Source organism: Acinetobacter sp. 5862 (assembly GCF_024494585.1).
GTDB lineage: Bacteria > Pseudomonadota > Gammaproteobacteria > Pseudomonadales > Moraxellaceae > Acinetobacter.
Genome location: NZ_JANHGP010000029.1, coordinates 1 through 354, shown reverse-complemented (window position 1 = coordinate 354; position 354 = coordinate 1). Strand labels below are relative to the sequence as shown.

1 protein-coding gene is annotated in these 354 nt (G+C 39.0%); it reads right to left on the bottom strand.

All coding sequences use genetic code 11. The annotated features are described in order from the left end of the window. On the bottom strand, window positions 1-354 hold a 354-nt coding region (locus NO346_RS05150), incomplete at both ends, for an IS30 family transposase (RefSeq protein WP_033917610.1).

Sequence of the window (354 nt, the reverse complement as noted above, 5' to 3'; positions counted from 1 at the left end):
CATCTCGCGTCCACGGTCATAGGTCAACGTTTTACGCAGTTCTGCAGGTAAATATTTCAGAGCTTCAGTTAAAGCCTTGCGCACTGATTCTGCCTTTGCATCAGGTAATGTTGCCAAGATACAGAGCCGTGTATTTCGTTCAATAAGTGTTGCTATCGAACTTTTATTGTCTTTACCTTTAATTAAATCAGCTTCCCAATGACCCGGTATTTTTCTTTCTTGAACTTCGGCTGGGCGCTCATGAATAGTTTTAATATCCTGTAATATAGAATCTTTTTTAGGTTCACCGTTAGCTTTTCGCTTTTTATTTTCATGACGCAGACAGGATAATAAGTCTTTTTTCAACTCACCCTT